The sequence below is a fragment of the Actinoplanes sp. NPDC049681 genome, from assembly GCF_044465265.1.
Taxonomy (GTDB): Bacteria; Actinomycetota; Actinomycetes; order Mycobacteriales; family Micromonosporaceae; genus Actinoplanes.
The window spans coordinates 818,530-844,558 of sequence record NZ_JBITLP010000003.1 but is presented as its reverse complement, the minus strand read 5'-3'; the positions used below and the strand labels follow the sequence as shown (position 1 = coordinate 844,558).

At 71.0% G+C, this 26,029-nt stretch carries 30 protein-coding genes and 1 riboswitch; of the genes, 18 read left to right on the top strand and 12 right to left on the bottom strand.

The features are described 5' to 3' along the window. The first annotated feature begins 34 nt into the window (after positions 1–34). Genes ACIBO8_RS13910 through ACIBO8_RS13900 form a run of 3 tightly spaced genes read left to right on the top strand, consistent with a single transcriptional unit; the run spans position 35 to position 2,508 of the window. Positions 35–520 (top strand): MarR family winged helix-turn-helix transcriptional regulator, encoded by a 486-nt coding sequence (locus tag ACIBO8_RS13910; RefSeq protein ID WP_396115507.1) that lies wholly within the window; start codon positions 35–37, stop codon positions 518–520. Further along, positions 517–2,151: an MDR family MFS transporter gene (locus ACIBO8_RS13905; RefSeq protein ID WP_396115506.1), complete on the top strand. Its 1,635-nt coding sequence runs from the start codon at positions 517–519 to the stop codon at positions 2,149–2,151. The genes ACIBO8_RS13910 and ACIBO8_RS13905 overlap by 4 nt, the downstream gene beginning before the upstream one ends. 54 nt (positions 2,152–2,205) lie before the next feature. Further along, positions 2,206–2,508: an antibiotic biosynthesis monooxygenase family protein gene (locus ACIBO8_RS13900; RefSeq protein ID WP_396115505.1), complete on the top strand. Its 303-nt coding sequence runs from the start codon at positions 2,206–2,208 to the stop codon at positions 2,506–2,508. Positions 2,509–2,516: 8 nt separating this feature from the next. Here the strand turns inward: ACIBO8_RS13900 and ACIBO8_RS13895 are convergent, their stop codons facing one another. Continuing rightward, the gene (locus tag ACIBO8_RS13895) at positions 2,517–3,443 is read right to left on the bottom strand and encodes an ANTAR domain-containing protein (protein ID WP_396115504.1); all 927 of its coding nucleotides are present in this window, start codon (positions 3,441–3,443) and stop codon (positions 2,517–2,519) included. Between the two features lie 47 nt (positions 3,444–3,490). After that, entirely contained in the window at positions 3,491–3,694 is a 204-nt protein-coding gene (locus ACIBO8_RS13890) for a hypothetical protein (protein ID WP_396115503.1), read from the bottom strand. Between the two features lie 279 nt (positions 3,695–3,973). Here ACIBO8_RS13890 and ACIBO8_RS13885 point away from each other — a divergent pair, with 279 nt between their 5' ends. Then, positions 3,974–4,174, top strand: coding sequence for a hypothetical protein (locus tag ACIBO8_RS13885; RefSeq protein ID WP_396115502.1), 201 nt, complete (start codon positions 3,974–3,976; stop codon positions 4,172–4,174). 8 nt (positions 4,175–4,182) lie between these two features. Continuing rightward, a complete protein-coding gene (locus tag ACIBO8_RS13880) occupies positions 4,183–4,368 on the top strand; it encodes a hypothetical protein (RefSeq protein ID WP_396115501.1) in 186 nt (61 codons plus the stop codon). A gap of 55 nt (positions 4,369–4,423) precedes the next feature. On the opposite strand, the gene ACIBO8_RS13875 is transcribed toward ACIBO8_RS13880, so the two are convergent. Together ACIBO8_RS13875 and ACIBO8_RS13870 are read right to left on the bottom strand one after the other, a co-directional pair. Then, on the bottom strand, positions 4,424–4,990 hold the full coding sequence (locus ACIBO8_RS13875; RefSeq protein ID WP_396115500.1) for a DUF1360 domain-containing protein: 567 nt from the start codon (positions 4,988–4,990) through the stop codon (positions 4,424–4,426). Positions 4,991–5,005: 15 nt separating this feature from the next. After that, positions 5,006–5,251, bottom strand: coding sequence for a DUF6158 family protein (locus ACIBO8_RS13870; protein WP_396115499.1), 246 nt, complete (start codon positions 5,249–5,251; stop codon positions 5,006–5,008). An 80-nt stretch (positions 5,252–5,331) separates the two neighbouring features. Here ACIBO8_RS13870 and ACIBO8_RS13865 point away from each other — a divergent pair, with 80 nt between their 5' ends. The 3 genes from ACIBO8_RS13865 to ACIBO8_RS13855 all read left to right on the top strand — a co-directional run bounded on the left by ACIBO8_RS13865 (position 5,332) and on the right by ACIBO8_RS13855 (position 7,420). Continuing rightward, positions 5,332–5,760, top strand: coding sequence for a hypothetical protein (locus ACIBO8_RS13865; protein ID WP_396115498.1), 429 nt, complete (start codon positions 5,332–5,334; stop codon positions 5,758–5,760). Between the two features lie 13 nt (positions 5,761–5,773). Then, positions 5,774–6,103: a DUF3817 domain-containing protein gene (locus ACIBO8_RS13860; protein WP_396115497.1), complete on the top strand. Its 330-nt coding sequence runs from the start codon at positions 5,774–5,776 to the stop codon at positions 6,101–6,103. Positions 6,104–6,317: 214 nt separating this feature from the next. Then, a riboswitch (cyclic di-AMP (ydaO/yuaA leader) is annotated at positions 6,318–6,448 on the top strand. Between the two features lie 42 nt (positions 6,449–6,490). Further along, positions 6,491–7,420: an NlpC/P60 family protein gene (locus ACIBO8_RS13855; RefSeq protein ID WP_396115496.1), complete on the top strand. Its 930-nt coding sequence runs from the start codon at positions 6,491–6,493 to the stop codon at positions 7,418–7,420. Positions 7,421–7,497: 77 nt separating this feature from the next. On the opposite strand, the gene ACIBO8_RS13850 is transcribed toward ACIBO8_RS13855, so the two are convergent. Then, positions 7,498–8,499, bottom strand: a complete 1,002-nt coding sequence (locus tag ACIBO8_RS13850; protein ID WP_396115495.1) for an RNA polymerase sigma factor RpoD/SigA — start codon at positions 8,497–8,499, stop codon at positions 7,498–7,500. A 595-nt stretch (positions 8,500–9,094) separates the two neighbouring features. Here ACIBO8_RS13850 and ACIBO8_RS13845 point away from each other — a divergent pair. Then, positions 9,095–9,781 carry an SDR family NAD(P)-dependent oxidoreductase gene (locus ACIBO8_RS13845; RefSeq protein WP_396115494.1) on the top strand — a complete coding sequence of 229 codons (687 nt, stop codon included), beginning with the start codon at positions 9,095–9,097 and terminating at the stop codon, positions 9,779–9,781. On the opposite strand, the gene ACIBO8_RS13840 is transcribed toward ACIBO8_RS13845, so the two are convergent. Next, positions 9,778–10,551 carry a thymidylate kinase gene (locus tag ACIBO8_RS13840; protein WP_396115493.1) on the bottom strand — a complete coding sequence of 258 codons (774 nt, stop codon included), beginning with the start codon at positions 10,549–10,551 and terminating at the stop codon, positions 9,778–9,780. The genes ACIBO8_RS13845 and ACIBO8_RS13840 overlap by 4 nt on opposite strands. 184 nt (positions 10,552–10,735) lie before the next feature. Here ACIBO8_RS13840 and ACIBO8_RS13835 point away from each other — a divergent pair, with 184 nt between their 5' ends. The 7 genes from ACIBO8_RS13835 (at position 10,736) to ACIBO8_RS13805 (ending at position 16,074) form a co-directional block, all read left to right on the top strand. Then, positions 10,736–11,320 (top strand): nucleotidyltransferase family protein, encoded by a 585-nt coding sequence (locus tag ACIBO8_RS13835; protein WP_396115492.1) that lies wholly within the window; start codon positions 10,736–10,738, stop codon positions 11,318–11,320. 1 nt (position 11,321) lies between these two features. Further along, positions 11,322–11,576: a hypothetical protein gene (locus ACIBO8_RS13830; RefSeq protein ID WP_396115491.1), complete on the top strand. Its 255-nt coding sequence runs from the start codon at positions 11,322–11,324 to the stop codon at positions 11,574–11,576. Next, entirely contained in the window at positions 11,573–12,316 is a 744-nt protein-coding gene (locus tag ACIBO8_RS13825; RefSeq protein WP_396115490.1) for a metallophosphoesterase, read from the top strand. The genes ACIBO8_RS13830 and ACIBO8_RS13825 overlap by 4 nt, the downstream gene beginning before the upstream one ends. Before the next feature lie 96 nt (positions 12,317–12,412). Then, positions 12,413–12,556: a GPGG-motif small membrane protein gene (locus ACIBO8_RS13820; RefSeq protein WP_364706203.1), complete on the top strand. Its 144-nt coding sequence runs from the start codon at positions 12,413–12,415 to the stop codon at positions 12,554–12,556. A 205-nt stretch (positions 12,557–12,761) separates the two neighbouring features. Then, positions 12,762–13,673 carry an MHYT domain-containing protein gene (locus ACIBO8_RS13815; RefSeq protein ID WP_396115488.1) on the top strand — a complete coding sequence of 304 codons (912 nt, stop codon included), beginning with the start codon at positions 12,762–12,764 and terminating at the stop codon, positions 13,671–13,673. A 43-nt stretch (positions 13,674–13,716) separates the two neighbouring features. After that, complete coding sequence (locus ACIBO8_RS13810; RefSeq protein ID WP_396115487.1) at positions 13,717–14,436, top strand: HD domain-containing protein; 720 nt, start codon at positions 13,717–13,719, stop codon at positions 14,434–14,436. A gap of 9 nt (positions 14,437–14,445) precedes the next feature. After that, positions 14,446–16,074 (top strand): glycoside hydrolase family 13 protein, encoded by a 1,629-nt coding sequence (locus ACIBO8_RS13805; RefSeq protein WP_396115486.1) that lies wholly within the window; start codon positions 14,446–14,448, stop codon positions 16,072–16,074. Here the strand turns inward: ACIBO8_RS13805 and ACIBO8_RS13800 are convergent. Genes ACIBO8_RS13800 through xylA form a run of 3 tightly spaced genes read right to left on the bottom strand, consistent with a single transcriptional unit; the run spans position 16,052 to position 20,065 of the window. Further along, a complete protein-coding gene (locus ACIBO8_RS13800; RefSeq protein WP_396115643.1) occupies positions 16,052–17,461 on the bottom strand; it encodes an MFS transporter in 1,410 nt (469 codons plus the stop codon). The genes ACIBO8_RS13805 and ACIBO8_RS13800 overlap by 23 nt on opposite strands. A 4-nt stretch (positions 17,462–17,465) precedes the next feature. Continuing rightward, complete coding sequence (gene xylB / locus ACIBO8_RS13795) at positions 17,466–18,881, bottom strand: xylulokinase (protein ID WP_396115485.1); 1,416 nt, start codon at positions 18,879–18,881, stop codon at positions 17,466–17,468. An 8-nt stretch (positions 18,882–18,889) separates the two neighbouring features. After that, positions 18,890–20,065 carry a xylose isomerase gene (xylA, locus tag ACIBO8_RS13790; protein WP_396115642.1) on the bottom strand — a complete coding sequence of 392 codons (1,176 nt, stop codon included), beginning with the start codon at positions 20,063–20,065 and terminating at the stop codon, positions 18,890–18,892. 90 nt (positions 20,066–20,155) lie between these two features. Between xylA and ACIBO8_RS13785 the strand changes: the two genes are divergently transcribed. Further along, on the top strand, positions 20,156–21,298 hold the full coding sequence (locus ACIBO8_RS13785; protein ID WP_396115484.1) for an ROK family protein: 1,143 nt from the start codon (positions 20,156–20,158) through the stop codon (positions 21,296–21,298). A 13-nt stretch (positions 21,299–21,311) separates the two neighbouring features. Here ACIBO8_RS13785 and ACIBO8_RS13780 read toward each other — a convergent pair whose 3' ends face one another. Then, on the bottom strand, positions 21,312–21,782 hold the full coding sequence (locus ACIBO8_RS13780) for a MarR family winged helix-turn-helix transcriptional regulator (RefSeq protein WP_396115483.1): 471 nt from the start codon (positions 21,780–21,782) through the stop codon (positions 21,312–21,314). 50 nt (positions 21,783–21,832) lie between these two features. Between ACIBO8_RS13780 and ACIBO8_RS13775 the strand changes: the two genes are divergently transcribed. Further along, complete coding sequence (locus ACIBO8_RS13775) at positions 21,833–22,963, top strand: PP2C family protein-serine/threonine phosphatase (RefSeq protein WP_396115482.1); 1,131 nt, start codon at positions 21,833–21,835, stop codon at positions 22,961–22,963. 49 nt (positions 22,964–23,012) lie between these two features. Here ACIBO8_RS13775 and ACIBO8_RS13770 read toward each other — a convergent pair whose 3' ends face one another. Continuing rightward, positions 23,013–24,710, bottom strand: a complete 1,698-nt coding sequence (locus ACIBO8_RS13770; RefSeq protein WP_396115481.1) for a substrate-binding domain-containing protein — start codon at positions 24,708–24,710, stop codon at positions 23,013–23,015. Positions 24,711–24,954: 244 nt separating this feature from the next. Then, the gene (locus ACIBO8_RS13765; protein WP_396115480.1) at positions 24,955–26,022 is read right to left on the bottom strand and encodes a lactonase family protein; all 1,068 of its coding nucleotides are present in this window, start codon (positions 26,020–26,022) and stop codon (positions 24,955–24,957) included. Between the last annotated feature and the right edge of the window lie 7 nt (positions 26,023–26,029).

The window sequence follows — 26,029 nt, the reverse complement described above, 5'->3', positions numbered from 1 at the left end:
CACGCATCCGCCGGAAGGCCGGGGAGGTGCGTACGTGACGAAGCCGGACACCGGGGACGCGACCGGGCGGCTGGCCGACGAACTGGTTCGGTTCTTCCGCCTCGGGCCACGCGCCAAGGGCATGCTCAACACGGGAGAGTTCGGTGCCGAGTTCTCCGCGTTGATGCTGTTGTTCCCGCTGCGCCACCTCGGCCCGATGCGGGTCACCGACCTGGCCGAGGTCAAGGGTGCCGACCCGTCCACCGTCAGCCGGCAGACGGCCCAGCTCGTCAAGGCCGGCCTCGCGTGCCGGCAGGCCGACCCGGCCGACGGCCGCGCTTCCCGGCTGGCCGTCACGGACGCCGGCCGCACGGCCTGTGACCGTCTGCACGAGGTCCGCCAGGCACTGCTCAGCCAGGCGCTGAGCGACTGGCCGGCCGAGCGCGTCCGCGCGTTCGCCGACCTGTTCGAAGAATTCAACAGCTCTGTCGAGGCGCTTCTGCGCAGCGACCCAGCCGTATCAGTACGGGAGAACCTGTGAGCAAGTCGAGCACCACCGCACCGGCGGGCGCCGGGCCGGGGGCTGCCGCGAAGGGCACCGAGCACTCCGCGGAATTCACCCACCGGCAGATCATCACGGTTCTTATCGGCCTGATGATGGGCATGTTCCTCGCCGCGCTGGACCAGACCATCATGGCGACGGCGACCCGGACCATCGCGGACGACCTGGACGGCTTCAACCTGCAGGCGTGGGCGACGACGGCGTTCCTCATCACGTCGACGATCTCCACCCCGCTCTACGGCAAGCTCTCCGACATCTACGGGCGGCGGCCGTTCTTCCTCTTCGCGATCGGGATCTTCATCGTCGGCTCCATGCTCTGCGGGCTCTCGCAGAACATGTACGAGCTGGCGGCCTTCCGCGCGATCCAGGGCGTCGGCGCCGGCGGCCTCATGTCGCTGGCCCTGGCGATCATCGGTGACATCGTCCCGCCCCGTGAGCGCGCCAGGTACCAGGGCTTCTTCCTGGCGGTCTTCGGCACCGCGAGCGTCATCGGCCCGATCCTCGGCGGTTTCTTCGCCGGCGCCGACAAGATCCTCTGGGTCGACGGATGGCGCTGGGTCTTCTACCTCAACGTGCCGATCGGCATCGCGGCCATGGTCGTGGTCGCCCGGGTGCTGCACCTGCCGCACCACCGGACCGACCACCGCATCGACTGGCCCGGCGCGCTCGCGCTCATCGTCGGGCTCGTGCCGCTGCTGACCGTCGCCGAGCAGGGCCGCGACTGGGGCTGGGACTCCCCGAGGGCCGTCGGCTGCTACGTGATCGGCGCGGTGGGCCTGGTCGCCTTCGTGTTCGCCGAGCGGGCGTACAAGGACGAGGCGCTGCTGCCGCTGCGGCTCTTCCGCAACCGTACGATCGCCGTCGGCTCGGCCTCCAGCACGATCGTCGGCATGGCGATGTTCGGCGGCCTGATGACCGTCCCGCTGTACCTGCAGATCGTCAAGGGCAGCTCGCCCACGGTGGCGGGCCTGCAGATGATCCCGTTCGTGGTCGGCATCATGGCCGGCTCGATCACCGCCGGCCAGCTGATCGCCCGCACCGGCCGCTACCGCATCTTCCCGATCATCGGCAGCATCCTCATGGCGGCGGCCCTGGCGCTCTTCTCGCTCATCGGCGCCGACACCCCGCTGTGGAAGACGATGCTGATCATGGTGCTGATGGGCCTCGGCCTGGGCGGCAACATGCAGCCGATGATCACGGCGGTGCAGAACGCGGTGTCGCCGCGCGAGATCGGCGTGGCCACCAGCTCGGTGACGTTCTTCCGCTCGATGGGCGGCACCCTGGGCACGGCCATCTTCCTGTCCGTGCTCTTCAACGTGCTGCCGGGCAAGCTCGAGGACGCCGGCTTCCCCACCCGCGGCGGTGGCGGCGACCTGAGCGACACCTCTTTCATCGGCAAGCTGCCGGCACCGCTCGCGCACGCGTTCAAGGTCGGCTTCGCCGACGGCATCCACGTCGTCTACCTGATGGCGCTCGCCGTCATGGTCATCGGCCTGGTCGTGGTCTTCTTCCTGCCGGAGATCCCGCTGTCCCAGCGCTCGGCGCAACAGCAGCGCGCCGAGGACGCCGCGGCCTCCTCCGCCGCGGGAGGTCCGCCGGGAGCCCACTGAGCATCAACGACCGCACAGGGTACGGGCGCAGCACGCGCTCGTACCCTGTTCCGTATGGCAGTTGTGAAGATCAACGCGATCGACGTCCCCGAGGGCGCGGGCCCCGAACTGGAGAAGCGCTTCGCCGCCCGGCAGGGCGCGGTGGAGAATGCCGAAGGCTTCCTCGGCTTCGAGCTGCTCCGGCCGGTCAAGGGCGAGACCCGCTACTTCGTCTACACCCGCTGGGAGTCGGAGGAAGCCTTCCAGGCCTGGTCGTCCGGCATGGGCCGAGCCGCGCACGCGGGTGAGCGCGCGCGGCCGGTCGCGTCGGGGGCCGACCTGCTCGAGTTCGAGGTCGTCCAGCACGTCTCGAAGTAAGGAATCCGTCAGCCGTCGGCGTTGCGGGCTGCCGCCGCGATCAGGCGCTCGGCCACCTCTTCGCGGGGGAGGCCGAGCCGCTGGGCGGTGTCCCGCAACACGTCGTACGCCTCCCGTACGCCGCACCCGCGCTGGGCGATGATCACACCCGCGGCCCGGTCGACGGCGGTGCCCTCGCGCAGGGCTTCCCGGCGGTGCACCTCGCCCACCAGGACCTCGGCCTGGTTGACCACCGCCAGCACGGTCAGCAGCGCCTCCGGGTCGACGCCGCCGGGCCGGCCGGTGAAGAAGCTGACCGAGCCGACCGCCGTACGCGGGATGTCGAGCGGCACGGACGCGACGCCGTGCACGTCCTCGGCGCGCGCCCGGGCGGCGAGTTCCGGCCAGCGTTCGTCCGCCGCCAGGTCGCGGACGGCGACGACGGTACGGGTGCGGGCGGCCTCGAGTCCGGGGCCTTCGCCGGTCGCGTACTGGACGTCGTCGACGCTTCGGCCCTGGGATCCGGACGCGGCCAGCGTGGGCGGGCTGCCCTCGCCGATCAGGGCCACCGAGCAGCGCAGCATCCCCGGCAGTGCGGCGGTCACGAAGGCGGCCAGCCGGTCGAGGGCCTGCGGGACGTCGTCGGCGCCGAGCAGGCGTACGGACAGCTCGTGCAGGAGGCCGGCGAGCTCGATGGGATGCGCGGGCTCCCCGCGACCGGACCGGGACGCCTTCCCCGGGGCCGGCCGACGGGTCTTGGCACTCCCCCGCCTCCCGTTGCGCCGGGGCCGCCGTCCGCGCCTGGCTTTCCCGCCCGGCACACCTTCCGCCTCCCGCCCGGAATCCGGGTCCGCGGCGGCGCGGGGCGCCACTGCGATCGTGGTCTCCGGGGTGCTCGCGGTCGTGCGGCGACGCGGCGTCAGACGCCGCCCGATGCTCCGTTGCGGGGCAGACATTTGCCCGATATTGCCATGCGGATCCGTGAACACGAAAGTGGTGTCCACTAACGGGTGCCGTCGGCGGGCGTAACCGTCTGGTCCGACGTGCGATGTTCCAGGAATGTGCTCGGCGCGGCGTCCGGGAGCTCTTCGCGCTCGTCGGACTCGGCGAGAATGGCCTCGGCCTGCCCCTGCGGGTCGGCGCTTCCCGCGGTGCGTTCCTCCGGCAGCAGGTCCGCTGCCCGCTGCCCGATCCGATCATCACTCATGTCGGTCGTGTACCCGCGATGGTGAGGGCCGAAAACAAACGTCGCTCCCGGCCGGGGCCGGGAGCGACGTCACGTAGGTGCCGGTGTGCAGGTCGCCTCGCGGCGAAAGGCTCAACGCGGCTCCAGCCGAACGGTAGTCCGCGAAGGCAAAGGGTGAGGCCCGGGGACACTGGGCACACCGACATCTGCTCTCAACGGTCGGCACCCCGGACCCATTCCAGGAGTACTTGTGACCTGGACCACATGATTGCCGGCCGTCTCGCCGGGTAGTCCGAAGCCGTGAGCGATGACCTGCGCCTACTGGACGAATACCTCGACGAGGCCTTTTCCGGGCAGGAACGCCTGAGCAGCGCCGACCTGCAGCGCGGTGCGATCGCCGCCGACCTGCCCGCGACCGCACTGACCCGCATCGACGCGCTGCCCGAGGGCGAGTACGCCCAGGACGAGGCCGCCGAGGCCCTGCGAACTCTGGACGCCTGAGGAGCGACATGACCCAGCAGAACGAACGCCTGCCGGCCTTCGGAGACTCCGACGGCACCCCCGACGGGGACAGCGACTTCGCGAGCGAGCACAACGACACCGCCGTCGAGCCCGCGATCATCGAGGACGAGGACTCCGGCGAGGAGGAGAGCCCGCGCGGCTGGTCGGGCATGGACGGCGACGGGCCTCCCTGATCTGTCCACAGCGCAAAGGCCCCGGCGGGAAGCCGGGGCCTTTTCCGTCTACGCCCTAAGCCATCGCGCGGCCGTTCACCGCAGGGCGCGGCTCCTCGGGTCCGCCCTCCGCCGCCTCCTTGGCGAGCGAGTACGCCATCTGCAGGAAGTCGGACGCGGCCGTCGCGGTGAACACGGTGGCGGCCAGCCGGGTGAGCCTCGGCGCGAACACCAGACCGCTGGTCAGGCCCGTGGCCACCCAGACGGCGAGGCAGAAGGGGCAACTGATCAGTTCGCCGATCGAGTGCCGGATGGTGCTGCCCTGGTCGCGGACCTCTTCGTTGACCTCGGCGCTGCCGCCGGGCTCGGCGTACCGGGTGAACGGCGCCCGCAGCGGGCTCGTCACCGAGTCCTTGGCGATCAGCCGGCTCAGCTTGTGCGTGGCGATCGAGATGAGCACCACGTCCGACACGGCCGGGCGTTCCGGGACCGTACGCCCGGTCACCTTCGCGGCGACGGTGAGGCTGCCGGCGAGCACGCCGAAGGCGCCCATGGTCGCCGCGTACCCGTCGAGCGGGCGGTGCTCGTGGGGGGCGTACTGGCGCCGCAACCGGTCGAACCGGCGGCGTACCGAGGAGGTCATGCGCAAGAGGTCCTCTCAGAAGTCCTGGGTCAGCCGGTGGGGGTCGACCTCACGGCCGGGGTGCCGGGCGAGGTATTCCGTCTCCAGCTCGGCGGTACGGCGCAGGTGGTTGGCGAGCGCCGCGTCGGGACCGTGCCGCAGGGTCTGCAGCCGCGTACGGTGCAGGCTGCCCAGCTCACGGAGCAGGTCCTCGTCCGCGAGCCCGGCGGGGTCGATGCCCTGCTCGGTGCCGACGCGGTCGTCGACCTCGGGGTCGCTCATGATCTCTCCCTTCTCGTGCTTGCACGCAACGGTTGCCCGTGGCGCCTGCCGTCAAACCCCGGGTGGGTACGCTCGACCGCATGAGAGCGCTGTGGACCCCGGCGTGGATCGCCCGCCACGTGGTCGCGCTCGTGCTGGTCGCCGGCTTTCTCGCGCTGGGCTGGTGGCAGTTCAGCCGGGCCACCGGTGGAAACACGCTGAGCTGGGGCTACACCTTCGAGTGGCCGGTCTTCGCCCTCTTCGTGGTGTTTCTGTGGGTGCGCGAGGTGCAGCAGGAGCTCCGGGCCGGCCGCCCAGCGCCCGAGGAGCCCACCGAGCCCCCGGCGGCAGCGCCCGGCGACGACGCGCCTGTGACGGTGCGCCGGCCGGTGCGAGTGCCCGTGGCTCCGCAGGCGGTTCCGGCGGACGACCCGGAGCTGGACGCCTACAACGACTATCTCGCCTGGCTCAACGCCCATCCCGGCGCCCGGCCCGGCGACTACCCCGGACGCAAGAGCAGCACCAAGTAGAAGGACGTGGATCGTGCAGGGAGCCCTCACCCGCTACCGGATCATCGCCTGGATCGTCGGCGTGGTCCTCGTCGTGCTCGTGCTGGTGGGCATGCCGCTGAAGTACGCCGGCGACAACGACACGGTGGTCGCCACCGTAGGGCCGGTCCACGGCTTTCTCTACATGATCTACCTCGTCGCGACCTTCGACCTGAGCCGCCGGGCCGGCTGGCCGCTCGGCCGGATGCTGCTGGTGATGCTCGCCGGCACGGTCCCGTTCTTCTCGTTCTGGGCCGAGCGCGTCGTTTCCCGCAAGTGGGCCGTCCAGGGGATGGACATCCCGCCCGCGATGGCACAGAAATAGAAGGGGTCACGCTGCGAAGGCGTTGAATTGCGGTCCGTTATCGGGATCATTCCCATATTTGTGATAATTGGCGCAAGTCACTCTTCCGGCTCTTGTATTAATCGAGATCGCCGATAAGTTGATGCGGTTGGTCCGGTCCGCAGCCATACCCTCAAGTGGCGCCGGCCAGCGCCGCCGAATCCCTCGACGGCGGAGACGGTGTCCCCATCCCCCGGGGCCGCCGCCACCGTCTCGGCGAGCCGGGGAACCACCGAAGCAGCATCCGGGGTGAATCCGCGCCAGCGGTAGGGCCTTCTTCCCGCCCGAATCCGTCAGCTAACCCGGTAGGCGGCCCAGCGGAAGAAAGGCCACGTTCCGTTGCCACACGCCCGCACGAGGCTACGCACCATGGTGGTCGCCGCCCTGGCGATCGTGATCACCGGCACCGTCGCGCCGGCCGCGCACGCGGCGCCCTCGACCGGTGACATCAACAAGAAGATCGAGAAGGCGTCCAACGAGCTCGAGGACGTCGTCGAGTCGTACAACAAGATGAAGATCAGCCTGCAGAAGACGAAGGACGACGAGAAGAAGCTCGCCGCCTCGCTCGGACCCGCCAAGGAGGCCCTCGAGGCCGCCGGCGCGCAGATGAACGTCATCGCGGCCTCGGCGTACAAGACCGGCAAGGTCGGCACGATGAACGTCGTGCTCGAGGGCAGCAGCAATCTGATGGACCGCATGTCCATCCTCGAACAGCTGTCCCGCAGCCGGCAGCGCGACATCGACACGTACACGGCCACGACGCAGAACTACAACGAGCGCCAGGCCGCGCTGAAGACGACCCAGGCGAAGCAGACCGCCGAGGTCAAGGAGCTCGCCGCCCGCAAGAAGAAGATCGAGGGCCAGCTCAAAGACCTGTACGCCATGCGGACCGCGGCGTACGGCCGGGCCACCGAGAAGGGCTCGAGCTACACCGGCAGCATCCCGTCGGTCTCCGGCGACGCCGGGGTCGTGGTCCGGTTCGCCTTCAACCAGGTCGGCAAGATGTACCAGTTCGGCGCCGACGGGCTCGAGACGTACGACTGCTCGGGCCTGACCTCACGGGCCTGGAGCCAGGCGGGCAAGTCGCTGCCGCACAACGCCGCGGCCCAGTACAGCGCCACCCGGCGGATCAGCCGGTCCCAGCTCGAACCCGGCGACCTGGTCTTCTACCGCAACCTCGGGCACGTCGCGCTCTACGTCGGCGACGGGAAGATCATCGACGCCTCACGAGCCGGTGAGCCGGTGAAACATCGCACGATCGACATCATGACCCCGTACGGCTACGGCCGCGTGACCTGATCACGCAGCCCCCGGCACGACAGAAGGCCGGTGTCCCGTGAGGGGCACCGGCCTTCGGCGTTTGCCGGGGGAAGGAGTTACGCGGCCTGGAGGCCCTCGGCGCGGGCGAGCTCGCGCAGCCGGCCCAGGGCCTGGATCTCGAGCTGGCGGATGCGCTCGCGCGAGAGCGAGAACCGCGAGGCCACCTCGGTCAGCGAGTGCTCGCGACCGTCCTCGAGGCCGTAGCGGGCGCGCATGATGCCCGCCGACCGGTCGTCGAGGTGGTTGAGCAGGCCCTCGATGCGCTGGCGCTCCAGGGCGGTCAGCACGATCTCCTCGGGCGACGGCGCGTCGCTGTCGGCGACCAGGTCACCGAGGTTGGTGTCGCCGTCGTCGCCGACCGGCGTGTCCAGGGACACGGTGTCCTGGGCCCAGCGGGTGAGCTCGCTGACGCGCTCCACCGTCACGCCCAGCGCCTTCGCGATCTGCTCCGGCTCGGGGTCGGCGCCGAGCTCGCGGACGAGCTGGCGGGTGACGTTGCGCATCCGGTTGACGTCCTCGACGAGGTGCACGGGCAGGCGCACGGTGCGCTCCTGCTGCGCGATCGCCCGGCTGATCGCCTGGCGGATCCACCACGTCGCGTACGTCGAGAACTTGTAGCCCCGCTCGTAGTCGAACTTCTCCACGGCGCGAACCAGGCCGGTGTTGCCTTCCTGGATCAGATCGAGCATCGGCATGCCCGACCGCACGTACCGGCGTGCGATCGAGACGACCAGGCGGAGGTTCGCGCGGATGAACAGGTCCTTGGCCCGCTCGCCCTCGACGACCAGCCGCTCCAGCTCCTCCCGGCTCACGCCGCGACGGACGTCACCGCTCTCGAGCAGGTGCTCGGCATAGAGGCCGGCCTCGATTGCCTTGGAGAGGTCGACCTCCCTGGCGGCGTCCAGAAGCGGCGTGCGGGAGATCTCGTGCAGGTAGACGCCGACGAGGTCGCGCTCCTCGGCGACTTCGTCCGTCCGCATCACGGTTGTCTTCTCCACGTTGCCCACGGTCCCCTCATTGCCTTCACTAACCCTGTTACGGGCAATTCCTGCTTCCATCAGCCCTCCCCGTAACGTCCGCAGTTCGTGCATTGCGGTGCTGACACCTACACAACAAGTGGCGCCCTGCACTGATTCCGGCTGGTGGGTCGAAAGTGTCACGAATGCCTGAGCGTCACCTGAGAGCCGCGTGCATACTTACTGAAGAAGGCTCTCTGCAGAGGCATTCGGAGCCGAACCCGGCGTCGGATGCGTCCTGTGTTGGCCACAGGCGATCTGATGGCTGCAGCGATCACCTGCAGGCCTCACGCATACCCCTCGCCCGATACATGACACCATCAGCCCCTCATCCGTCACAGCGACGGGCGTCACGGATTGCCTTGCGACGCTCGTCACTACCCAGTACGGCCCGGTAGCCAATTGGGTTCACGTCCAGCATCGACAGGTTGCCGCCGGGCTTGATGCAAACGCCACGGCGAAGATCCCGGCGCCTCGTCGACGCGGGACCATCTGCCACCATGCGGCACATCGCGCCGCAGATCACTAGCCCGTCCGGGTGACCCCCGCCCGGGCGACCACCGGCTTCTGAAACCCTTACCGCGACACCGCCCGGCCACACGGACAGTGACGCAAAACACAGGGCTACGGTGGCCGCATGGCGGAACGCAGCGCGGTGGTGACGGGTGGGGCCGGCGGTCTCGGTGGGGCCGTGGTCAAGCAACTCCGGGACGCGGGATGGCGGGTGGTGGCTCCCGTACGCGACGAGGCGACGGCGAAGCTGCCGGATGGCGTGACGCGCGTCGCAGCCGACCTGACCGAGGCGGAGGACGTCGCGTCCGTAGTGGCGCTCGCCACCTCTGAGCCCAGTGCGCCCCTGCGCGCCGTGATCAATCTGGTGGGCGGCTTCGCGATGGGCGGGCTGGTGCACGAGACGCCGGTGGACGACTTCGAGGCGATGCTGCGGCTGAACCTGCGGCCGACGTACCTGGTGACGGCGGCGGCGCTGCCTCATCTCGTCGCGGCCGGCGGCGGCTCCGTGGTGTGCGTCTCGTCCCGGGCGGCGGTGGCACCGTTCGCCGGGGCCGCGGGCTATGCCACGGCGAAGGCGGCGGTGCTCGCGTTCGCCAACGCGGTCGCGGTCGAGTACCGGCAGCAGGGCGTACGGGCCAACACCGTGCTGCCGAGCGTGATCGATACCCCGGTCAACCGCCGGCAGCAGCCGGGCGCGGACCACGGGCGGTGGGTCACACCCGAGGAGATCGCCGGGGTCATCGCTTTCCTGGCCGACGACGCGTCCTCCCCGACCAGCGGCGCGAGCATCCCCGTCTACGGACGGGCCTAGAAGACCTCGGCCAGTTGGAGTGTCACCGCCGTCGCGGCGGCCGCCAGCGTCGCGGCCGTCACGATGAGGGGCCGGGCGTGCGAGACGAGCACGGCCGGCACCCGGCGCCGCGGGATCGGCACGGATAGAGGAGCCGGTGCGGGCAGATGCGCCAGCAGCGCCGCGTGCACCTGCTCCGGCGTGCCGTTCGCGTCGATGACCACGAAGTCGTCGTGCTCCGGCATGGCGCGATAGGCCGCGGCTGCCGCGCGCAGGTAGTCCATCTCCTCGTGGTCGTACCCGCGGCGCTCGATCCGGTCATAGGCGGCTCCCGGGTCGACCACCAGCAGGAACGTCACGTCCGGCCGGGGAAAGATCCGGTACGCCAGCCGCGCCCGGCGTTCCGCCCGGTTCAGCCGTTCCGGCCGGGGGTTCTTGGCGTGGGCGCGGATGCTCGCGTACTGGCACACGGCGTAGCGGTCCATGACGGTGAGCTCGCCGGTGAAACGGCGGCGCAGAAGCGTTCGCAGGATGGCCAGCCAGCGCAGCACCGACTCGACGAACAGCATCGCGCGGCGCCCGAGCAGGTGTTCACCGTCGCGCCGGCCCAGCGCCGTGGCGAGACGACCGAACCAGCGGCGGCCTCCGGCGTTGCGGCGGTAGGTCGCCGGCAGTCCGCGATCCGCCAGCGTCGTGGCCAGCAGGTGCGCCTGGGTCGTCTTGCCGGAGCCGTCGATGCCCACGAGCGCGATGGTCCGGACGGGGTTGGCGGTACGAGGCCGGGGAACCATACCCACCGACGGTAGCCGGTGGTGTCACCGACCGTTCCCGAGGTGCGGGCCGCTCCGGACGTACAAAATGGGTCTTAGCAGTGGAATTTGACCTTGGGCCCGGCACCGCTCGCGTTACAAGGTTTGCCTTGAGGGGTAGTCGATCCGTGAAGGAAACGGACATCCATCGACACAGGGAGACGCCATGCCGCACCGGGTGGACGAGGGCCTGGTCAACACGCTCAAACGGGTGGCATCCGTCCTCAAACAGGCGGAGATCCCGTTCGCCCTCGGCGGCAGCTTCGCCGTGTATGCCCACGGCGGTCACTCCAGCGACCACGACGTCGACTTCCTGATCCGCGAGCAGGACAAGGAACGGGCACTCGCGGAGCTGGCCGCGGTCGGTTTCGAGGTGGAGCAACCGCCGGAGGACTGGCTGGTCAAGGTCTACGACGAGGGCCGGATGGTGGATCTCATCTACCGCCCGGTGGAGTCGCCGGTGACCGACGCGACCCTGCGCGACACGGTGATGCGCCCGGTCGAGGCGATCAACATGCCCGTGCTGTCGGCGACCCAGCTGATGATGCACAAGCTGCTGAGTTACACCCAGCACTACTGCGATTTCGCGACCGGGCTGCCCGTGGCCCGGTCGCTGCGGGAGCAGATCGACTGGGACCGGGTACGCGAGGAGACGGCGAAGTCGCCGTACGCGGAGGCGTTCCTCGTGCTGCTGGACCGCCTCGAGGTGGTTCCGGAGCCGGGAAACGCCCAGCTGACCGTGGGGGGATGAGATGACACCACAATTGGATGAGTACGTGGAGGCGGAGATCCAGCGCCTCCTGACCGAGAACGGCGCGATCGCCGAGCAGGGGATCACCCTGCAGCGCCGGGAGCACCTGCTGGTGCTCGGCGGCGAGGTGGAGAGCGCGCAGCGCCGGGACGAGATCTGCCGGCAGATCACGACGAACTTCCCGGACGTGGAGATCGCCTGTGACATCGGTATCGTCCGCGCCGCGGCGCCCAGCGAGGTGGAGGAGATTTCATGATCCGGATCGCCGCCGTGGGCGACGTCCACGTGGACAAGGACGTGCTGGGCCGCTACCGGCCCGCGCTGGAACGCCTCCCGGACGTCGCCGACGTGCTGCTGGTCGCGGGCGACCTCACCCGGCACGGGACGGTCGAGGAGGCGAAGTGCATGGCGACCGAGTTCGGCGAGCTCGGCGTGCCGGTGGTCGTCGTGCTCGGCAACCACGATCACCAGAGCGACCAGCAGGAGGACGTGGCCCGGGTGCTCGCCGACTCCGGAATGACGGTGCTCGAGGGTGACGGCACGGTGCTCGAGCTCAACGGACACCGGCTCGGCATCGCCGGCGCGAAGGGCTTCGGCGGCGGGTTCGCCGGGGCCTGCGCCAGCTCGTTCGGCGAGCGGGAGATGAAGAACTTCGTCGGCACCACCGAGGCGATCGCCGAGAAGCTCGGCGCCGCGCTCCGGGGACTCGAGTGCGACGCGCTGGTGGCGCTCACGCATTACGCGCCGGTGCCCGAGACGCTGGTCGGCGAGCCGCTGGAGATCTATCCGTTCCTGGGGTCGTACCTGCTGGGACAGGCCATCGACTCGGCGCCGACCGCGCTGGCGCTGCACGGGCATGCCCACCACGGCGCCGAGCGGGGGCGTACGCCGGGCGGCGTGCCGGTGCGGAACGTCGCGCACCCGGTCATCAAGCAGGCCTACAACGTCTACCAGCTCCTGTCGGACAATGTGGACGCCGGGCTTGTAGCGGTTTAGCCGGATATGCACCGAGGCCCCGTCCCGCCGCCGGGACGGGGCCTCGTCGTGTGTGGACCAGGTTTTCGATTTCCACGGGTCGGGTATCAGCTGACCATGGAACTTTTGCTCTGGATCCTCGCAGTCGTACTCGTGGTCGCCGGCATCCTCGCGCTGTTCCGGCGGCAGATTCTCTGGGGCGTCGTGCTCATCGTCGTGGGCCTGCTCGTCGGCCCCGGTGGTGTCAGCATCTTCAGTTAACGTTCCCCGTCCCCCCGGCAGATTCACCTGGCCGGTCTCCTACGACCGCACCGGGGCTGCCGTATGGCTACCTCTCGCAGGCAGCCATACGGTGGCCCCGGTTCACTATGTAGTGACCCGCACACGAAGTGCGATGTCCGAGATCGGACTCATGGCTCAATCCTCAGCGAAACGATCCCCCCGACGTTCGCGAGGAGTCCCGGCTGTGGCCGAGGTCCATCACTTCACCTACGGTGCCTTCAACCCGATCGCCGCCTATCTCGTGGCGCTTCTGGGTTCCTTCGTCGGCCTGCTCTCCACCGGCCGCGCCCGATCGGCGCGTACCCGCAGCAGGCGTTCTCGATGGCTCATCATCGCTGCATTCTCCATCGGTGGTGCCGCCATCTGGCTCATGCACTTCACCGCGATGCTGGGCTTCGACGTCCCCGAGAGCCCGGTCCGCTACAGCCCGCTGCTGACCATGGCCAGCCTGGGCCTGGCCGTCGTGGCGGTCGGCTTCGGGCTGCTGGTCGTCGGCCACGGGCGCCGCAGCGTGCCCCGGGTGGTGAGTGCGGGCGTACTGACCGGCGCGGGCGTCATGGGCATGCATTACACCGGCATGGCCGGGATGCACGTCTCCGGTTCGATCCACTACAACCTGTCGCTGGTCATCGCCTCGGGCATCATCGCCATCGTCGCCTCCACCACGGCGCTGTGGTTCACCGTCTCGGTGCACGGCTGGCTGCCGATGCTCGGCGCCGCAGCGATCATGGCGCTCGCCGTGTGCGGCATGCACTACACCGGCATGGCGGGGATGAGCGTCGAGCTGAGCCATTCCCTGTCCGGCGGCACCACCGGGATCCGGCCGCTGCTGATGATCGTGCCGATCACCCTGGTCAGCGCCGCCACCATTCTGGGCGTCGCGCTCAGCGCTCTGCAGGCCATGACCGAGGAGGAGTTCACCGACGGCGCCGGCATCCGCCGCCGCGGTGTGCACGCCGAGAATTCCCACCCGTGGTCGCTCAAGCAGGCGTCGTTGTCGGCGATGCGGCGTACGCCCGGCAGCCGCCCCTCGCCGCGCCCGGTGCCGCCCCGGCCGGCGGTCAGCGACGAGTCGCTGATCGACGTTCCTTCCTGATCGCGGCCCCGCGCGGCGATCGAGTCGGGTATACCTGATCGGCATGGCGCCAAGGATGCTGCTGTCGATGCCGTTGCACGCGATCACCGAGGTGTACGGCGAGGACGGCCTGCGGCAGCGGTTCCTGCTGGAGATCGAGGACCTGCCGGCCGGCGACCGGAGGCAGCTGGAGGACGCGCTGGCACTGGCGTCCCGGCTGCACGCCGACGACCGGCGGGTCCGCGAGCCGTACCTGAACCACCTGCTCCGGGTCGCGATCCGGATCATGCGGTACTACGGCATCCAGGACGTGGACGTGGTCACGGCGGCGCTGCTGCACGACGCGGTCGAGGACCATCCCGCCGAGCTGGCCGGCCTCCCCGCCGACCTCGGGCATCAGGAGCTGACCGAGGGGGCGATCGCCGAACTGGCCCGGCGCTACAACCCGCGGGTGGCCGGGCTGGTCCGCTCGGTCACCAACCCGGAGTACGACCCGCAGCGCGACAAGCACGAGCAGTACCGCACCCACGTAGCCGCCAGCCTGGACAAGGATCCGTGGGCCCGGGTCATCAAGGTCAGCGACTTCACCGACAACGGCGTCGGGATCATCCACACCACGTACGACAAGGCGCGCAGCTCGGCGATCAAATACCGGCCGCTGGTCCCCAAGCTGCGGGAGCTGGTCGGGCGCCCGGACACGCCGCTCTCGCTGGCCGCCAAGGACCACATCCTTGATCAACTCGACCTGGCGGAGGAACGGTTCGCCGCCATCCTGGACGGTTAGCCTGGGAGTATGCCCTCCCCCACTGAATGGTGGCGCAGCGCCGTCATCTACCAGATCTATCCGCGCTCCTTCGCCGACGGCAACGGCGACGGCATGGGCGACCTGCCCGGCATCACGGCGCGCCTGAGCGACCTGCGCGACCTAGGCGTGGACGCGGTGTGGTTGTCGCCGTTCTACCCGTCGCCGCAGCACGACGCCGGCTACGACGTGGCCGACTACCGCTCGGTCGACCCCCGCTTCGGCGACCTCGGCGACGCCGACAAGATGATCGCCGAGGCCAAGGCCCTGGGTCTCAAGGTCATCGTCGACCTGGTGCCCAACCACACCTCCAGCGAGCACCCGTGGTTCCGCGCCGCGCTGGCCGCCGGCCCGGGCAGCGCCGAGCGTGAGCGCTACATCTTCCGCGACGGCCGCGGCCCGGACGGCAGCGAGCCGCCGAACGACTGGTGCAGCGTGTTCGGCGGCCCGGCCTGGGAGCGGGTTCCCGACGGCCAGTGGTACCTGCACCTCTTCGACGTCACCCAGCCCGACCTGAACTGGGGGGACGACGGGGTACGGGCGGAGTTCGACGCGATCCTGCGCTTCTGGCTCGACCGGGGCGTCGACGGCTTCCGCGTGGACGTGGCGCACGGCCTGATCAAGGACGCCGAGCTCGCCGACTACGAGTACGCGGGCGAGGTCCTGGGTGGCCTGGCCCCCGAAGGCGCCCCGCCGCCGCCGATGTGGGACCAGGACGGCGTGCACGAGATCTACCGGCACTGGCGCACGGTGCTGAACACGTACGCCGGGGACCGGATCCTCGTCGCGGAGGCGTGGGTGCAGCCGGCGGAACGGCTCGCGCACTACGTCCGGCCCGACGAGATGCACCAGGCGTTCAACTTCCAGTACCTCGACACGCCGTGGTCCGCCGACCCGCTGCGCGACGTCATCGACACCACCACCGCCGCCAACGCAGCGGTCGGTGCCCCCACCACCTGGGTGCTCTCCAATCACGACGTGGTGCGGCACGCGACCCGGCTCGGCTACCCGGTCGGCGAGCCGCGGCGGCACGGCATCGGCGCGGACGACCCGCAGCCGGACGCGCCGCTGGGGCTGCGCCGGGCGCGGGCGGCCTCGCTGCAGATGCTGGCGCTGCCCGGGTCGGCGTACCTGTATCAGGGTGAGGAGCTCGGGCTGCCGGAGCACACCTCGATCCCGGACGAGCTGCGGCAGGACCCGGCGTGGGAACGGTCCGGCCACTGCGAGCGGGGACGCGACGGCTGCCGGGTGCCGATCCCGTGGGAGGCCGACGCCCCCTCCTACGGCTTCGGCCCGTCCGACGCGAGCTGGTTGCCGCAGCCCGCGTCCTGGGCCGAGTACGCCCTCGACCGGCAGCGTGACGTGCCCGGATCGACATACGAGCTGTACCGGTCGGCGCTGCGCCTGCGGGCCGAGCACGGGCTGGGCACAGGCACGCTGGCCTGGCTCGACACGCCCGCCGACGTGCTGGCGTTCCGCAACGGCGACGTGCTGGTGCTGACCAACTTCGGCGACGCGCCGGCCGAGCTGCCGGTGGGCACCCGGGTGCTGCTGACCAGCGAGCCGCTGGACGAGGACGGCCGGGTGCCGCAGGACGTCACGGTCTGGGCGCGCGCGTAGCCGCCTCGTGGTCGGCGTAGGTGGCCAGGGCCGCATGGGTGTCCGCCATGTCCCTGGCCACCGTCCGGCTGGCCAGCCAGTACATGATCCCTGTCGGGATGAAGAAGAACTGGAAAGCCGCCAGGCCGACGGCGTAGTTCAGCGGCGGCGGGAAGGCGCCGGAGAGCGCCCGGAAGGCGACGCCGACGAGCGCGTTGCCCCCGGCCCGGCCCGCACCGTTGACCAGGTTGCCGAGGCTGTAGACGGTGCCGCGGTGCTCCGGCGGGTTGACGTCCGCGATCAACGCGAACCAGTTCGGTGAGTTCGCCGAGGTCAGCGCCAGGGCGAAGACGGCGGTCGCCAGGCTGAGACCGACCGACGGCTCGGTCCACACGTCCGTCAGGACCGCCCGGATCACCGCGCCGGTGCTGCCGCCGTCGGGCACGTCGATGCGGAACGGCACGAAGTAGAGCACCACGTAGAACGGGACGGCGGCGAGGATGCCGATCGCCGCGACCAGGGCCCGGCCCCGGGGCGTACGCCGCTGCAGCCGGTCGCCGGCCAGGCCGCCGAGGATGGACAGCGCCCCGCCCAGCTGGAACAGGGTGGCGAAGACGCTGCCGACCACGATGGCGGTCGGGGTGGAGTAGCCCTGGTCCTCGGCCCGCGCCCGGAACAGCACCGGCAGCCAGACCAGCGAGCCGAACGCCACCTGGGCGGAGAGGCCCTGCAGGATCAGCCACACGTTGGTCCGGCGGGCCAGGATCTTCGGCAGGTCGTCGCGGTGGATGCGCTCGTCGTACGCGACCCCGCTCAGCTCCGGCTGACTGTCGCCGCGCGGCACGTCGTACGTGAAGAGGTAGGCGACCGTGGCGATCACGCCGGCCGCGGCCGCCACGAGGAACGGCCGGCGCCAGTCGTCCGAGCCGAGCAGGCCGCCCACCAGCGTGCCGGCGAGCGTGCCGACGCCCTGCGACAGCCCCCAGAAGCTCATCGCCAGGCCGCGCCGCCGCGGCGAGATCAGATCGCTGACCACGGCGAAGCTGACGCTCGCCACGCCGCCCAGGCCGACGGCGGCCAGCACCTGGGAGAGCAGGAACGACGGATATGAGCCGGCCATACCGGACCAGGCGGTGCCGGCCACCCAGATCACGGTGCCGGCGATCAGGACCGGCTTGCGGTCGGTGCGGTCCCCCGCGTACGCCCAGCCGACCGCCGCCACCGCGCTGAGCAGGAACATCACCGTGGTGGCGAGCGCGATGTGCGCCTCGCCGACGCCGAGATCCGCGCCGATGCTGCCGTAGAGCGGCGGCACCAGCCCGATGGCCACGTTGTCGAGCGAGGCGAGGATGACGAAGACCACCACGCTGTACGCGCGATGCGCCGGGCCACCCTTGGTCACGCGCAGAAGGTTAGCGGGCGGCGCGGTCGACGACCTTGTCCCGGGCCGCCGCGTACTGCTCACGGATCAGCGGGACGCTGGTGTCCTCGTACCGCTCGGGGGTCTCGGCCGACCAGGCGGGGGGCGCGTCTCCACCGGCGAGCACCCAGGCGGCCTGCCGAGCGGCGCCGTCCGCGACGTACTCCCCCGGCGGCGGCACCAGGACCGGCAGCCCGAACAGCGCGGGCGCGATGCGGCGTACGGCCTCGCTGCGGGCGCCCCCGCCGACCAGCACGATGCGGTTGGCGGTGGCACCGTGCGTGACCAGCGCGTCCAGCCCGTCGGCGAGGGCGCACAGCATGCCCTCGACCGCCGCCCGGGCCAGGTGCGCCGGGTCGGACGTGCCCAGCGTGAGGCCGTGGATCGCCCCGGTCGCGTTCGGCCGGTCGGGGGTGCGCTCCCCTTCCAGGTACGGGACGAGCACCAGCCCGTCGGCCCCCGCCGGCGCGGACAGCGCGAGCCGCGACAGCTCCGCGTGGTCGACGCCGAGCAGCCGGGTGGCCGCGTCGAGGACCCGGGCGGCGTTGAGCGTCACCACGATGGGCAGGAACCGGCCGGTGGTGTCGGCGAATCCGGCCACCGTCCCGCTCGGGTCGTCCGGTGCGACCTCGGAGGAGACGAAGACCGTGCCCGACGTACCGATGGAGACCACCACGTCTCCCGGCAGTGCGCCGGCGCCGAGTCCCGCGGCGGCGTTGTCCCCGGCGCCCGGCCCGAGCGGGGCACCGTTCGGCAGGTGGCCGGCGACGCCGGTGGGGCCGAGTACCTCGGGGACCTGGATGCGCCGCCCGAAGCCCAGCTCGAGCAGGTCCGGCCGGTATTCGCCGGTCGCCGCGGACCAGTAGAGGGTGCCACTCGCATCGCTGCGGTCCGTCCGCAAAGCGTCCAGGCTGCGGGCGCCCGAGAGCTTCCAGGTCAGCCAGTCGTGCGGCAGGCAGACCGCCGCCACGCGGGCCGCGTGCTCCGGCTCATGGCGCGCCAGCCAGCGCAGCTTGGTGAGGGTGAAGCTGGCGACCGGGACGATGCCGACCGCGTCCGCCCAGGCCCGGCGGCCGGCGTCCCCGCCGCCCAGCTCCTCGATGAGCTCGGCGGCGGCGCCGGCGCTGCGGGTGTCGTTCCACAGCAGCGCCGGGCGCACCACCTCGCCGTTCTCGTCGAGGACGACCATGCCGTGCTGCTGGCCGGCCACCGACGCGGCCGCGACGTCCTCGAGACCGCCCGCCTCCTCGATGGCCTGCCGCAGCGCCGACCACCAGGCGTCGGGATGCACCTCCGTGCCCTCGGGATGGCTCGACCGGCCCTGCCGGACCAGCTTGCCCGTCTCCGCGTCGCGGATGACGACCTTGCAGGACTGCGTGGAGCTGTCGATCCCGGCGACCAGTGTCATGGCGCTCCTCAGGCCTTGAGAAGGTGGTCGATGGCGAGCTGGTGCAGCTTCACGAAACCGTAACCCTGCGCGCCGGCCGCATCGACGTCGAATTCCGTCTTGTCGTCGAGCAGGTCCTGGTAGGTCTCGCCCTCGTTCAAGGTCGGTTGCGCGAGCTCCAGAACCTTCGACTCGGCGAGCGCCGCCTGCACCTCCGGGTCGGCGCGGAAGGCCGCGGCGCGCTCCTTGAGCAGCAGATACATCCGCATGTTGGCCTTGGCCGACTCCCACACCCCGGTGTAGTCCTCGGTGCGCGACGGCTTGTAGTCGAAGTGCCGGGGACCGTCGTAGCGCGGGCCGCCGCTGGGTGCGCCGTTCTCCAGCAAGTCGACCAGGGTGAACGCGCTGAGCACGTCGCCGTGGCCGAAGACCAGGTCCTGGTCGAACTTGGGGCCGTGCTGGCCGTTCAGGTCGATGTGGAACAGCTTGCCGTGCCACAGCGCCTGGGCGATGCCCTGGGTGAAGTTGAGGTTGGACATCTGCTCGTGGCCGACCTCGGGGTTGATGCCGAACAGCTCCGGCCGCTCGAGCTCCTGGACGAACGCGATGGCGTGCCCGGCCGTCGGCAGCAGGATGTCGCCGCGCGGCTCGTTCGGCTTGGGCTCGATGGCGAAACGCAGACCGTAGCCCTTGTCCTCGGAGTACTGCGCGAGCAGGTTGAGGCCCTCGCGGTAGCGGTCCAGCGCCGCGTGGACGTCCTTGGCGACGTCGTACTCCGCGCCCTCGCGGCCGCCCCACAGGACCAGGGTCCTGGCGCCCAGCTCGGCGGCGAGGTCCATGTTGCGCAGCACCTTGCGCAGGGCGTAGCGGCGGACGCCGCGGTCGTTGCTGGTGAAGCCGCCGTCCTTGAACACGGGGTGGGTGAAGAGGTTGGTGGTCACCATCGGCACGACCATGCCGGTCTCGTCGAGCGCCTTCTTGAAGCCGGCGATGATCCCGTCGCGGGTGTGCGCGTCCGAGCCGAACGGGACCAGGTCGTCGTCGTGGAACGTGACGCCGTAGGCCCCCAGCTCGGCGAGCTTGTGCACGGCCTCGACCGGGTCGAGCGGGGCCCGGGTGGCATCGCCGAACGGGTCGCGGGCCTCCCACCCGACGGTCCAGAGGCCGAAGGAGAACTTGTCGTCGCGCGTGGGCTGGACCGGCACGGCTACCTCCACGGAAGCAGGATGGATTTGTTTATTGGTTGAATTATTTGGCCGCGCTGTGGCATTGTCAAGGGCGTGACCGGCCGGCTGATGACTGCATCCCGCGCTCCTGTCCGGCAGTCGAGCGTGCGCGCCCATAATCTCGCGCTGGTGCTGCAACTCGTGGCAAACAGCCCAGATCCGATATCTCGGGCAGCGGTCGCCGCGGTCAGCGGCCTCACCCGGGCCACCGTCTCGGCGCTCGTCGACGACCTGATCGCCGGCTCCCTGCTGACGGAGGTCGAACCGGCCCCTCGCAACGGCGCCGGCCGGCCCGCGGCCGGCCTCCGGCTCGCCCCCGACGGGCCGGCCGGGCTCGGTCTCGAGATCAACGTGGATTACCGCGCCGCCTGCGTCGTCGACCTCACCGGCCGGGTCCGGCACCGTCTGCTGGAACCGGGCGACCAACGGCCGACGGACGCCGCCGCCGCGTTGGCCGGGCTCTCCGACCTCGCCCGCGAGGCGCTACGGAGGGCGGAGGCCGACGGGCTCACCGTGGCCGGGGCGGCGCTCGCGGTCCCCGGCCTGGTCGCCGCCGACGGCACGGTCCGCGTCGCACCCAACCTGGGCTGGCACGACGTCGCCGTGGGCGACCTGCTCGACGGTCTGCCCATCACGGTCGACAACGAGGCGAACCTCGCGGCGCTCAGCGAGCTCGGCGCCGGCGACCTGCCGCCCAGCTTCGTCTACGTCTCCGGCGAGATCGGCATCGGCGCCGGCATCGTCCTGGACGGCACGCTCTTCCGGGGCGTCCGCGGCTGGAGCGGTGAGATCGGGCACCTCGCGATCGACCCCGGCGGGCCGCCGTGCCGCTGCGGCGCCCACGGCTGCCTCGAGCAGTACGCGGGCCAGGAGGCGATGCTCCGGGCGGCCGGGGTCGCCACGGTCGCCGAGCTCGCCGGGGCCGACCTGAGCGTGGCCGGCCGGGCCCTCGGCACCGCGATCAGCGCCGTGGTGAACCTGCTGGACGTCGGCACGATCGTGCTCGGCGGCATCTACGCACCGCTGCTGCCCCAGCTGCGCGAGGCGATCGGCGCGGAGGTGAATCGCCGGGTGCTCACCGCCGACTGGTCTCCGGTCGAGCTGCGGGCGTCCCGGCTGGGACCCGACGCGGCGATGCGGGGCGCAGCCGGCGCGGTGATCCGTTCGGTCCTCGACGACCCGGCGAGCCGGCTCGCCCGTGACCGCTCCTGAGCTGCCGGCGGCCTCAGGCGGTGCGCGCCTCCGGATCACCCTCGGCAGCGGCGGCCGCGCTGAACTCCGTGAGACCGCGGATCAGGGCCGCCCGGCCCGTCGGGCTCATCCGGCCCAGCACGTCGGCGAGGATCTCGCGGCGGGTCCGGCGCAGGTCGTCGAGCAGCTGCCGGGACGACGGCGTCAGATAGAGCGCAATCTCCCGCCGGTCCATCCGGCCCGGCACCCGCTCGACCATGCCGGACGCGACGAGCCGGTCGCAGAGCCGGCTCGCGGAGGACAGAATCATCTTGAGCTGGCCCGCCAGGCCGCGCAGATTGATGCCCTCCGAACGCTCCACCACCAGCAGGGCGTTCAGCTGGGGCCAGGAGAGCCGGGGCGTGGCGCGCTCGCGGGCGGCGTCCCATGCGGCCAGCAAGGCAGGCGCGGCGTCGTCGACCGCCGCGGCATGGAGTGGCCCATCCGGCCCATGGTGTTCGGCCATGGTGCAGCCGAGACTACCCGTACGGTGCACCGGGTGGAGGGAGTGAGAGCGTGTCCGATCGCCTGACCGCCGTACGACGCGCGCTGGCGGACGCTTCCGCCGACCGGGTGGTGGAATGCCTGGCCGAGATCGTCGCCAAGGAGTACGCGGTCAGCGAGCTCGACCTGCTCCTCGTCGACTACCGCCTCGCCGCCCTCCTCCCACTGCTGGACGGCGCCCCGGTCACCCGGCCCGGCGACCCGGCATGGCGCTGCTTCGACCACCAGTCGGAAGTGAACGCGGGACACGTCACGTACCTGCCGGTGACCGCGCGGGGTGAGCGGATCGGCGTGCTGCGCCACTCCCCCACCCCGGCGACGGCCGAGGACCGCGCCGAGCTCGCGGAGATCGCCACGCTGCTCGCGCACGAGCTGCAGGCGGCGCAGGCCGGCACCGACCGGTACGCGGTGGCCTCCCGCACCCGCCGGCTCACCCTCGCCGCGGAGATGCAGTGGGAGCTCCTGCCGGGGCGGTGCCGGGTCGAGCCCTCATTCAGCCTCGCCGGGCAGCTCGAGCCGGCGTACGCCGTGCGCGGCGACAGCTTCGACTGGGCCGAGTACGACGGCCGGCTCTTCGTGACCGTGCTGAACGGCATGGGCGACGGCATGAACGCCGCGCTGCTGACGTCGCTGGCCGTGCACGCCCTGCGCAACGCCCGCCGCGCCGGGTTGAGCCTGGCCGACCAGGCCGCGCTCGCCGACCAAGCGATCTTCTCTCAGCACCGGGGCGACGCGCACGTGGAGGCGCTCCTGCTGGAGCTCAACGTGGCGAGCGGCGAGCTGCAGATCGTGGACACGGGGTCGCCGCGCATGATGATCCTGCGCGATGGCGAGGTGATCGACCAGCCGCTGGAGTCGCAGTTCCCGCTGGGGATGTTCGAGTCGTCGGATTTCGAGACGCGTACCGTCCAGCTGCGCACCGCCGACCGGCTCTTCGTCGTCAGCGACGGCGTGTCCGAGGCCGTCGGCCACAGCGGGCGGTACGGCGAGGCGGCCCTGCACCGGTTCCTGCGGCGTACCGGGCCGATGGCACCCCTGCAGGCGGTGCGCTCCCTGCTCGGCGACCTCCGGGTCTTCGTGAGCGCGGACCTCGAGGACGACGCGGTCGCGGTGTGCCTGGACTGGACCCGGCCCGGTCAATGAGAAAGCCGCCCCACCCCGCCTGAGGTGGAGCGGCTTCTCGGCGCTGAGGTCAGCGGGCTCCGGACCGCGAGGAGATCGCCTCGAGGAAGATGTCGGAGATCTTGGCGGGGTCGGGGGCGATGAACACCCCGCCGGCGCTGGTCGCGTTGGTGATCGCTTCCAGCTCGTTGGCGTCGACCTCGTCACCGATACCGATGATCACCATGCGGACCGGGCGCTTCGGGTCGGCGAGCTTCTTGAGCTCGGCGATGAGCGTCGCCCGCGAGATGCCGCTCGGGTTGTCGTTCTTGCCGTCGGTGAAGAGCAGCACCGAGTTGACCCGGCCGGCCTGCCAGCTGTCCTGCACCGACCGGTACGCCGCGAGCGCCGTGTCGTACAGCCCGGTGTCCCCGCCGTCCTTGGGCCGGATCGCGTTGATCGCGCCCTGCAGCTTCGCCCGGCCGGACGTCAGCGGCGTGATCGGCACGATCTCCTTGTATGGCTTCTTGCCGTCCATCTCGGTGGAGAAGACCCAGAAGCCGACCGCCCACTTGTCGTCGAACAGGGCCAGACCCTGCGATGCGGCTGCCCGGGTCACCGCGGCCCGGTCGATGCCGCCGGCGGTCGGGACCTTCGTCTTCATCGAGCCCGACACGTCGAACACCGCCAGCACCCGGCCCGGCAGCGTGATGGCCGCCCAGCTGCCCAGCGCCTGGTTGATCGAGCCGGCGTCGAGCCCCGCCGCGGCGGTGCCCTCGGTGCCGTTGGCGGCGGTGGTCGCGGCCGGGGTGGCCTGCGGCGCGCCCACCGGAGCGGCGAAGCCGGCACCCACGGTGCCGTCCGGCGCCCGGAGGCCCACCTTGGCCAGCTCGTTCTTGAAGCCCGGCTGCTGCAGCGCCTCGCGCAGGCCGGTGGCGGCCGCCGACTTGGTCAGGTCGACCTCGGGCATGACGGCGAACGGGTAGTCCAGCGACGGCGGCTGCGGGTCGAGGTAGAGCGCCGCGAGCGGCACGACCGGCTTGTCCGCGTTGTACCGGACCACGTCCTCCTCGGACAGCGGCGCCGCACTGATGCCGCTGGCCAGGTCGGCCGGGTCGGTGGAGGTCGGGAACTTCTGCAGGAGGTCCTCACGCAGGGAGGAGCTGCCGGCGGCGAGCGCACGCAGCGCGCCCACCTGCGCCGCCTTCGCCTCCGGGCCGCCGCCCGCGGCGCTGCCGAGGGCGAGCAGGCCGGCCAGGCCGGCGGCGTCCCGTGTCGGGTCGACGACGCCGGTGCGCAGCGAGTTGCCGGTGGTGATCCGCTTGAGCAGATCGTTCCAGCCGAGCTTGCGGTCCGGCCAGCCGACGCTCTGCGCCACCGGCTCGGGCATCGCCACGACGACCGGGCTGGTGGCGACCGACTTGCCGTCGGTCGGCACGAAGCCGGAGGCCTCCGACCGCAGGCGCATGAGCCAGGTGGTCGAGTCGGCGATCCAGACGTCGGGGATGGTGCCGTTCTTGCTGGCGGCACCGAGGCCGGTCAGCGCGACGCCGTGCTTGAGCGCGATGGTGGACGCCATGGTGGCCGGGTTGACCCCGGTGACGCTCACGGCGACGCAGGTGCCGTTGACCGCGGCACCTCCGGAGGTCCACTGCTGCGCGGCCTGCTCCACGGCAGGCGCGATCTCGGTCGCGGCGGCGACGGTGAGCTTGATCTGGCCTGAGCAACCTTTGTCGGCGAGACGCTGATAGCCAAGCCAGGACCCGGCGAGGACTACCACGATCGCCATCGCAGATGCGACGACGCCGGCTCCTCTGAGATTGAAGTTTCTGCGATGGCGGCCTGACACGCGATCCATACTGCGCATCGCGAGACCCGAATGCCATATACGTTCGGACGAAAGTTACTCGGATTGGAAATTCCGCGTGCCTAATTCACCTTGCGTGATCGCGTCATCTCGATGCGTGGCCGACACCGTGTCTGACTTGCGGTTTATCCGGTGAAGATCACGACACTCCGGCGGTGTCCGGTCGCTACCGCGGCATCCCTTGAACCGCCTTGCGCGCGGTCCACCGCAGGATGCATGTCGGGCTGCCCTCCGGCACCGGCTTGCCCTGTGCCTGCGGGAGCCCGGTGTCCGGATCCACCCGGAAGACGGTGACGGTGTGTGAACGTTCATTCGCTACATACAGGTGATCGCCGATCAGCGTGAGGTGCCGCGGCCACTCGCCCTCCGTGGTCACCTCGGCGACGAGCGTGGCTCCCGAGGGCTCCCAGGCGAAGACGGAGACGGTGTCCGGGCCACGGTTGGCGACGTACACGAAACGACCGTCGCGGCCGGCGATGAGCTCCGACGGCTGGTTGGGCCGCATCGCGCTGGTCGCCTTGTCACCCACGCGCTCCAGCGTGCCGCTGCCGCCGGGGCGGTACCAGCCCAGGTCGCCCTTCAGCTCGCCGACCAGCAGCACGGCGCCGTCCGTCGTCCGCAGCAGGTGCCGGGGACCGGTGCCGGGCTCCGCCTCGATCGCCGCGCCCACCAGGGTGAGCCGGCCCGATACCGGATCCAGCCGGGCGTGCCACACCCGGTCCGAGCCCAGGTCGGCGACCAGCACGTCCGGGCCGTTCGGATCGGGGGCGACCATGTGCGCGTGCGGGCCCTCCTGCCGGTCGACCACCGGGCCCTTGCCGTCGAGATCGAGCAGATCGGAGCGCGGACCCGGCACGCCGTCGGCGTCGAGCGGGTGCACGGCCACGTTGCCGCTGGCGTAGTTCGCGACCAGCAGGTGCCGGCCGTCGGCGGACACCGCGAGGTGACACGGCGCCGAACCGCCGGTCGGCTGCACGGCCAGCGGGGACAGGGAGGCGTCGTCGGCGACCCCGAACGCGCTCACGGTGCCCGTGCTCAGCTCGTTGACCGCGTACAACACCGGCAGGACCGGGTGCGGGGCGAGGAAGGACGGCGACGGCGTACGGGCCACCACACCCAGCCGGGTCAGCGAGCCGGTGGCGCCGTCACGCCGCAGCAACGCGATGCCCTCACCTTCTCCCCCGGTCTCGCCGGTATAGCAGCCGAGGAAGAGGTACTCGTCGTTCGGGCCCATGCACCCA

Bases quoted from the DNA above. Each gene is read 5' to 3' on its own strand.
- ACIBO8_RS13835 (WP_396115492.1), top strand. From the start codon at position 10,736: ATGCCGCACCGGGTGGACGAGGGCCTGGTCAACACGCTCAAACGGGTG.
- ACIBO8_RS13865 (WP_396115498.1), top strand. From the start codon at position 5,332: ATGAGAGCGCTGTGGACCCCGGCGTGGATCGCCCGCCACGTGGTCGCG.
- ACIBO8_RS13850 (WP_396115495.1), bottom strand. From the start codon at position 8,499: ATGGAAGCAGGAATTGCCCGTAACAGGGTTAGTGAAGGCAATGAGGGG.
- ACIBO8_RS13840 (WP_396115493.1), bottom strand. From the start codon at position 10,551: ATGGTTCCCCGGCCTCGTACCGCCAACCCCGTCCGGACCATCGCGCTC.
- ACIBO8_RS13855 (WP_396115496.1), top strand. From the start codon at position 6,491: ATGGTGGTCGCCGCCCTGGCGATCGTGATCACCGGCACCGTCGCGCCG.
- ACIBO8_RS13820 (WP_364706203.1), top strand. From the start codon at position 12,413: ATGGAACTTTTGCTCTGGATCCTCGCAGTCGTACTCGTGGTCGCCGGC.
- ACIBO8_RS13785 (WP_396115484.1), top strand. From the start codon at position 20,156: ATGACTGCATCCCGCGCTCCTGTCCGGCAGTCGAGCGTGCGCGCCCAT.
- ACIBO8_RS13805 (WP_396115486.1), top strand. From the start codon at position 14,446: ATGCCCTCCCCCACTGAATGGTGGCGCAGCGCCGTCATCTACCAGATC.
- ACIBO8_RS13845 (WP_396115494.1), top strand. From the start codon at position 9,095: ATGGCGGAACGCAGCGCGGTGGTGACGGGTGGGGCCGGCGGTCTCGGT.
- ACIBO8_RS13900 (WP_396115505.1), top strand. From the start codon at position 2,206: ATGGCAGTTGTGAAGATCAACGCGATCGACGTCCCCGAGGGCGCGGGC.
- ACIBO8_RS13895 (WP_396115504.1), bottom strand. From the start codon at position 3,443: ATGTCTGCCCCGCAACGGAGCATCGGGCGGCGTCTGACGCCGCGTCGC.
- ACIBO8_RS13765 (WP_396115480.1), bottom strand. From the start codon at position 26,022: ATGGGCCCGAACGACGAGTACCTCTTCCTCGGCTGCTATACCGGCGAG.
- ACIBO8_RS13810 (WP_396115487.1), top strand. From the start codon at position 13,717: ATGGCGCCAAGGATGCTGCTGTCGATGCCGTTGCACGCGATCACCGAG.
- xylB (WP_396115485.1), bottom strand. From the start codon at position 18,881: ATGACACTGGTCGCCGGGATCGACAGCTCCACGCAGTCCTGCAAGGTC.
- ACIBO8_RS13830 (WP_396115491.1), top strand. From the start codon at position 11,322: ATGACACCACAATTGGATGAGTACGTGGAGGCGGAGATCCAGCGCCTC.
- ACIBO8_RS13780 (WP_396115483.1), bottom strand. From the start codon at position 21,782: ATGGCCGAACACCATGGGCCGGATGGGCCACTCCATGCCGCGGCGGTC.
- ACIBO8_RS13880 (WP_396115501.1), top strand. From the start codon at position 4,183: ATGACCCAGCAGAACGAACGCCTGCCGGCCTTCGGAGACTCCGACGGC.
- ACIBO8_RS13890 (WP_396115503.1), bottom strand. From the start codon at position 3,694: ATGAGTGATGATCGGATCGGGCAGCGGGCAGCGGACCTGCTGCCGGAG.
- ACIBO8_RS13825 (WP_396115490.1), top strand. From the start codon at position 11,573: ATGATCCGGATCGCCGCCGTGGGCGACGTCCACGTGGACAAGGACGTG.
- ACIBO8_RS13870 (WP_396115499.1), bottom strand. From the start codon at position 5,251: ATGAGCGACCCCGAGGTCGACGACCGCGTCGGCACCGAGCAGGGCATC.
- ACIBO8_RS13875 (WP_396115500.1), bottom strand. From the start codon at position 4,990: ATGACCTCCTCGGTACGCCGCCGGTTCGACCGGTTGCGGCGCCAGTAC.
- ACIBO8_RS13770 (WP_396115481.1), bottom strand. From the start codon at position 24,710: ATGGCGATCGTGGTAGTCCTCGCCGGGTCCTGGCTTGGCTATCAGCGT.